Genomic DNA, 4,741 nt, shown 5'->3' with positions numbered 1-4,741 from the left:
CATCTGGTCACCGCCGAAGAGGAGGAGTTCCTGACCTACCTGCGCAAGCTGCACAGCAACACCGACGGCAGCGGCGTGGGCATCGCCGCCAGCGATGACGCCTTCGATCCGCTGACCATCATCGGCGGCATGATCGAGCTGAAGGACGGCCGCCTGTGGCAGGATGTGGACAGCCGCTTCCCCACCAGCATCACCGGCGAGGAGATCAAGGCCCGGCTGGAGGCGGCCTCCGAGGGCTGCGCCACCGTGGAACAGGCCACCTGGCGGGTGCCCTTCTACATCAGCGCCGACGCCGCGCCCATCCAGGCTCTGATCGAGACCTACAACGAGGTCACCGGCGAGAACGCCAAGCCCTTCACCATGGGCGGCGGCACCTATGCCCGCCACTTCCCCAAGGCGGTGAGCTTCGGCCCCGAGCGGCTGGACACCGTGCTGCCCGAGTTCGGCGGACCCATGCACGGCGCCAACGAGGCGGCCAACATCGCCCAGCTGATGCAGGCGCTCAAGATCTACATTCTGGCGATCCTGAAGCTGGAGACCATCGAGCTGTAATCTGGCAAAACAGCCTTGCAGCCGGGGCGGACAGAACACCGCCCCGGCTTTTTGCTTGACAAGATGAGGAAAACCCTGTATGATGAACAGTGTTCAAGATGAAAGGCAGGAGTGCCATGAATAAAGTGATCACATCCCGCGAGGAGCTGCTGGCCGCCAGCAAGAGCATTGCCGCCAGTCAGGGCCTGGCCGCACTGAACATGCGGGCAGTGGCCGCTGCCGCCAACGTGGCGGTGGGCTCGGTGTACAATTATTTTCCCAGCAAAGCAGAGCTGGTCACCGCCACGGTGCAGGACATCTGGCGGGGGATCTTCCACGCGGCGGGCAGCTGCACCCAGAGCGGGGATTTCTGTGCCTGTGTGGAGTGGCTGTTCCACAGCATCCGTACCGGCGCGGCGGAATACCCGGATTTTCTGCGGGCTCATATGAGCGGCTTTGCTGCCCAGGACCGGAAAAAGGCCCGGCAGACCATGGAAGAGGCCTTTGGCCACATGCGTGCCAGCCTGGAGCAGGTGCTGGAGCGGGACGAAAAGGTGCGGCCGGATGCCTTCGGGCAGGATCTGACCCGGCAGCAGTTTGTGGCGTTTGTGTTCTCCGGCCTGATGGCAGGGCTTGCCCGGGAGGACACCGACTGCGCGGTGCTGCTGGCGGTGATCCGGCGGGTACTGTACTGACCAAATATTCTGCGCCGCCCCCGGCGGGAGCGGCGCGGCTTTTTCATAAATTCTGAACCGCGTTCAAAATCAACTGAAATGAGCCAACGGCCCGGAAAGAGGGAACCCCGTATGAAAAAACTCATCAATACCGCATTCGGCTACGCCATCGCCTCTATGGCCTTCGGCGTGTTCTACCGGGAATTCACCAAGTGGAACGGTTTCACCGGCAAGACCACCCTGGCGGTGAACCACCTGCATCTGTTCGCGCTGGGCACGGTGCTGTTTCTGGTGCTGGCGCTCTTCGCCAAGACCACCAGCCTGACTGCTCAGCCCATGTTCCGCCGCTTTTACGGCCTTTACAACGTGGCGCTGCCCTTCATGACCGTGATGTTCACCGTGCGTGGCGTTGTGCAGGTGCTGGGCATCTCGCTGAGCAGCGGAGCGGACGCGGCCATCAGCGGCATCGCGGGCATCGGCCATCTTCTGATGGGCGTGTCCATCGTGATAAATTACTTGGTGTAGTTGTCGAAGTAGCCCTGCACCAGAATGATGGGGGTGCCCTTATCGCCGCTGCCGCTGGTCAGATCGCACAGGCTGCCGATCAGGTCGGTGAGGCGGCGGGGAGTGGTGCCCTGGCTGGCCATGTTGCCGGTCAGGCTCTCGGCCTTCTCGTCCTTCTCCCGGATGGCCTGGGAGATGGCATCCTTCAGTTCCTGGCCGGAGAGGTTGGCAAAGTCGTTGTCGGCCAGATACTTCAGTTTCAGCTCGTTGGGGGTGCCCTCCAGACCGGCGGTGTAGCCGGGGGAGACAACGGGGTCGGCCAGCTCCCAGATCTTGCCCATGGGGTCCTTGAAGGCGCCGTCGCCGTAGACCATTACCTCAACGTGCTTGCCGGTGGCGTCCAGAATCCGCTGCTGGATGTCGTCCACCAGCTCCTGGCAGTGGATGGGGAACAGCTTCACGGTCTCCTCGGTGGCCTTGTTGGAGCCCAGCAGGCCGTAAGCGTCGTTGTAGCCGCTGCCGTTCACGGGGGCGGTCATCAGCTCATCCAGGCTGAGCACCTTTTCGGCACCGGCGGCGGTCAGCAGCCGCTTGGTGCGCTTGCGGGTGTGGATGTCGCAGTTGAGCACGTTCTTGGTGTAGTCCAGAATGGCACGGGGGTTGTTGGCGAAGATGATCTCGGCCTTCGCGCCCGCACTCTCGATCACGCTGCGGTAGTACTCCACGTAGTCCACGCCGGTGAAGGTGTGCTTTTTGTAGCCGAACAGCTCCCGGTAGCGCTCCTCGCTGAGCACATCGCTCCAGGGGTTCACGCCGGAGGCATCCAGCTCATCCTCGCTGATCAGATGGTTGCCCACCTCGTCGGAGGGGTAGCTGAGCATCAGAACAACCTTTTCGCAGCCTGCGGCAATGCCCTTCAGGCAGATGGCGAAGCGGTTGCGGCTCAGAATGGGGAAGATCACACCCAGCGTGCCGCCGCCGAATTTTTCCTTCACATCCTGGGCGATGTTCTCCACCGAGGCGTAGTTGCCCTGGCTGCGGGCCACAACGGCCTCGGTCACGGCGATCACATCACGGTCGCGCAGGCAGAAGCCCTCGCTGTTTGCGGCGGACAGAACGGAATCCACCACGATGCTGGCCAGGTCGTCGCCCTGGCGGATGATCGGGGCGCGGATGCCCCGGGATACAGTGCCAACCAAACGTTCCATAAAAGCTGTCTCCTTCTGTGTTTCATTTCAGCACGCGGGGACAGAGTTGCCCGCGCGCGGGGAAGTCCTCTTCCATTATAAGGTCCGGGCCGGGGCTTGTAAATCGTTTTGCGGCAAAAAGGAGAATGCGTCGGCTTTCAACAGAAAATACGGCAGAGTGTGGAAAACGCGCCCCCGGAACCAGACGGTTCCGGGGGCGCGCTGCGCGTCGGTTATAAAAATCAGAAGAACAGGTCCTTGCCGGGGTACTTGGGCTCCATGGTGATGCGCAGGCCCAGCTTGCGCAGGGTGCCCTGGTCGCCGGAGTGGAGCATCTGGGTGGAGTGCATGTCGCAGTCCCGCAGCAGGGGCAGGGCAGACATGGCCTTGGCGGCCACCGGCTCGGTGGCGGCGCTCACGGCCAGACCGGCCAGCACATCGTCCACCTTCAGCACGCTGGAGCGGCTGCCCAGGTAGTCGATCTTCAGGCGCAGGATTGGCTCCAGCACCTCGGGCCGGATCAGCAGCACGGAATCCTGGATGCCGGCCAGGGCCTTCAGGCTGTTCAACACGGTGGCGCTGCAGGCGCTCATCAGGTCGCTGGCCTTGCCGGTCACGATGCGGCCGTCCGGCAGCTCGATGGCGGCGGCGGGCTGCTCGGTCTGGCGCATCTTGGCCAGAGCGGGGGCAACCACGGCGCGGCTTTCGGCGTTCACATCCAGCTGCTGCATGATGTTCTCGATCTTATGCAGGCTGGCCTCGGTGGCCTTGCCCTGCTTCACATCGCAGGCAGCGGTGTAGTAGCGGCGGAAGATCTCCTCGGTGGCGGCCTTGCGCACCACTTCGTCGTCGAAGATGGCGTAGCCGGCCATGTTCACGCCCATGTCGGTGGGGCTGCGGTAGAACTCCTTGTCGCCGGTGATGCGGCCCAGAATGTTCTGCACGATGGGGAAGGCCTCCACGTCCCGGTTGTAGTTGACGGTGGTCTTGCCGTAGGCTTCCAGGTGGAAGGGGTCGATCATGTTCACATCGTCCAGGTCGGCGGTGGCGGCCTCATAGGCCAGGTTGACCGGGTGCTTCAGGGGAATGTTCCAGATGGGGAAGGTCTCGAACTTGGCATAGCCGGCCATTACGCCGCGCTTGTACTCGTGGTAGACCTGGCTCAGGCAGGTGGCCAGCTTGCCGCTGCCGGGGCCGGGAGCGGTGACCACCACCAGGGGCTTGGTGGTTTCCACATAGGGGTTGGAGCCGTAGCCTTCGTCGCTGCAGATGTAGTCCACAGCCAGAGGATAGCCCTCGATGGGGCGGTGGATGTAGTTCTTCACGCCGCGGCTGGTGAGCTTCTTGGCAAAGGCATCGGCGGCGCGCTGGCCTGTGTACTGGGTGATGACCACGCTGTTCACGGCAATGTCCATGGCGGTGATGTCGTCGATCAGGCGCAGCACCTCCATGTCATAGCTGATGCCCAGGTCGGCGCGCATCTTGGTCTTTTCAATGTCGCCTGCGCTGATGCAGAAGATGATTTCAGCCTTGTCGCGCAGCTCGTGCAGCAGACGGATCTTGCCGTTCACATCAAAGCCGGGCAGCACCCGGGCGGCGTGGTAGTCGTCGAACAGCTTGCCGCCGAACTCCAGATACAGCTTGCCCTGGAACTTTTCGATCCGGGTGAGAATGTTCTCGGTCTGCTTTTGAATATAAAGGTTGTTATCGAATCCGATCTGCATAAATAGCCTCCTTCTCATCGCATGAACGCCTGATATGCCCACCGGGGACCCGGCGGACCGTTCCTTGTTTTTAGGATGTCCTCAACTAAAAAATGATACCATGCACCCGCGCTGAATGCAA

Annotated in this window: 4 protein-coding genes and 1 pseudogene; 3 read left to right on the top strand and 2 right to left on the bottom strand. The window is 62.2% G+C overall.

Going from position 1 to position 4,741, the window contains the following annotated elements; all coding sequences use genetic code 11:
• From J7G73_RS12710 to J7G73_RS12700, 3 genes and pseudogenes are all read left to right on the top strand, one after another.
• Positions 1 to 552, top strand: a pseudogene (locus J7G73_RS12710) (M20/M25/M40 family metallo-hydrolase); the annotation flags it as partial.
• A gap of 116 nt (positions 553 to 668) precedes the next feature.
• A complete protein-coding gene (locus tag J7G73_RS12705) occupies positions 669 to 1,226 on the top strand; it encodes a TetR/AcrR family transcriptional regulator (protein ID WP_158097582.1) in 558 nt (185 codons plus the stop codon).
• Positions 1,227 to 1,337: 111 nt separating this feature from the next.
• Complete coding sequence (locus tag J7G73_RS12700; RefSeq protein ID WP_291246534.1) at positions 1,338 to 1,730, top strand: DUF2871 domain-containing protein; 393 nt, start codon at positions 1,338 to 1,340, stop codon at positions 1,728 to 1,730.
• Here J7G73_RS12700 and J7G73_RS12695 read toward each other — a convergent pair.
• Both J7G73_RS12695 and J7G73_RS12690 read right to left on the bottom strand, forming a co-directional pair.
• Positions 1,718 to 2,917 (bottom strand): coenzyme F420-0:L-glutamate ligase, encoded by a 1,200-nt coding sequence (locus tag J7G73_RS12695; RefSeq protein ID WP_291246533.1) that lies wholly within the window; start codon positions 2,915 to 2,917, stop codon positions 1,718 to 1,720. The genes J7G73_RS12700 and J7G73_RS12695 overlap by 13 nt on opposite strands.
• A gap of 221 nt (positions 2,918 to 3,138) precedes the next feature.
• Entirely contained in the window at positions 3,139 to 4,620 is a 1,482-nt protein-coding gene (locus tag J7G73_RS12690; RefSeq protein WP_291246532.1) for a DUF1846 domain-containing protein, read from the bottom strand.
• Positions 4,621 to 4,741: the final 121 nt, after the last annotated feature.

The organism is Allofournierella sp., from assembly GCF_017889395.1.
GTDB lineage: Bacteria > Bacillota > Clostridia > Oscillospirales > Ruminococcaceae > Allofournierella.
This window is presented reverse-complemented; position numbering and strand designations above follow the sequence as displayed.

Coding starts and splice junctions, on each gene's coding strand:
- J7G73_RS12705 (WP_158097582.1), top strand. CDS start 669: ATGAATAAAGTGATCACATCCCGCGAGGAGCTGCTGGCCGCCAGCAAG.
- J7G73_RS12700 (WP_291246534.1), top strand. CDS start 1,338: ATGAAAAAACTCATCAATACCGCATTCGGCTACGCCATCGCCTCTATG.
- J7G73_RS12695 (WP_291246533.1), bottom strand. CDS start 2,917: ATGGAACGTTTGGTTGGCACTGTATCCCGGGGCATCCGCGCCCCGATC.
- J7G73_RS12690 (WP_291246532.1), bottom strand. CDS start 4,620: ATGCAGATCGGATTCGATAACAACCTTTATATTCAAAAGCAGACCGAG.